Here is a 1,317-nt window from a genome sequence, read left to right on the forward strand (position 1 = left end):
GCGCCGGCACGTAGTCGATGCCGTACGGGACGATCCGCCGCTGCACCTGGGCCCGGGTGGAGCGCTGCGCCTGCCCCGGCGCCTGGTACGGGCCGGACACGTACGCCGCACGGAACCGCAGCATCGTGGCGGTGTCGGTCTTCAGGTAACCGTGACCCGGCGCGCTGGGCAGCTCGTACGCGTCCGGCACGCCGAGCACGATCCGGCTCTCCACCGCCGAGAACGTGCGCAGACCGATCCGGTACGACAGGTGCGTGTCCAGGCCGCGCAGCTTGCCCTCCTCCAGCCGCTGCGAGGCGAGCAGCAGGTGCACGCCGAGCGACCGGCCGAGGCGGCCGATCATCACGAACAGGTCGATGAAGTCCGGCTTGGCGGCCAGCAGCTCGGAGAACTCGTCACAGATGATCAGCAGGCTCGGCATCGGCTCCAGCGGCTCACCGGCCGCCCGCGCCTTCTCGTAGTCGTAGCGGGAGACGTAGTTGCCGGCCGCCCGCAGCACCTCCTGCCGGCGGTTCATCTCACCGGCGAGCGCGTCCCGCATGCGGTCCACCAGCGGCAGCTCGTCCGAGAGGTTGGTGATCACCGCGCTGGTGTGCGGCAGCGCGTCCAGGGAGGCGAACGTCGCACCGCCCTTGAAGTCGACCAGGACGAAGTTCAGCTCCTCCGAGGAGTGCGTCACGGCCAGCGCGGCGACCACCGTACGCAGCAGTTCGCTCTTGCCGGAGCCGGTCGCGCCGATCACCAGGCCGTGCGGGCCCATGCCCTCGTGCGCGGACTCCTTGAAGTCCAGCTCGACCACGTTGCCGTCCGGGCCCAGACCGAGCGGGATGCGCAGCCGGTCGCGGTGGCTGCGCGGCCGCCAGGTCTGCCGGACGTCCACGGTGGCCGCGTCGCCGACACCGAGCAGGTCAGGCAGCTCCATGCTGCGGGCCAGCGGCTCCTCGGTGCTCGCGCCCTGCTGCTGGGAGAGCCGGAACGGGGCGATCTGCCGGGCCAGCCCCTCGGCGGCGGACAGGGACAGCCGGTCCGGGCTGCCGAGCCGGGACGTGGCGGTGCCGCGGACCAGGTCCAGGCCGGTGCCGTCGCCGGCGTCCAGGCAGAGCAGCCAGCGCCCGGCGTCGCGGGGCACCGTGCCGGACAGGTCGACCACAGTGGTGCCGAGCAGGCCCGGCCCGGTCAGCGCGCAGGTCGCCGAGACCTCGCCGCCGTCCAGCACCACCACCACGTGCGGCGCGGTGGTCAGCGGCTTCGCCTCCGGCGCGAACCGGGGCCGCCCGCCCAGCTCCTGGGCCAGCGCGGTCTCCGCCTCGTCCAGCG

1 protein-coding gene is annotated in these 1,317 nt (G+C 73.5%); it reads right to left on the minus strand.

Translation table 11 applies throughout. The annotated features are described in order from the left end of the window. The coding region (gene eccCa, locus KBX39_RS31365; protein WP_210874029.1) for a type VII secretion protein EccCa at positions 1-1,317 on the minus strand (1,317 nt) is incomplete at both ends.

This window comes from Micromonospora sp. D75 (assembly GCF_018070405.1).
GTDB classification, from domain to species: domain Bacteria; phylum Actinomycetota; class Actinomycetes; order Mycobacteriales; family Micromonosporaceae; genus Micromonospora; species Micromonospora chalcea.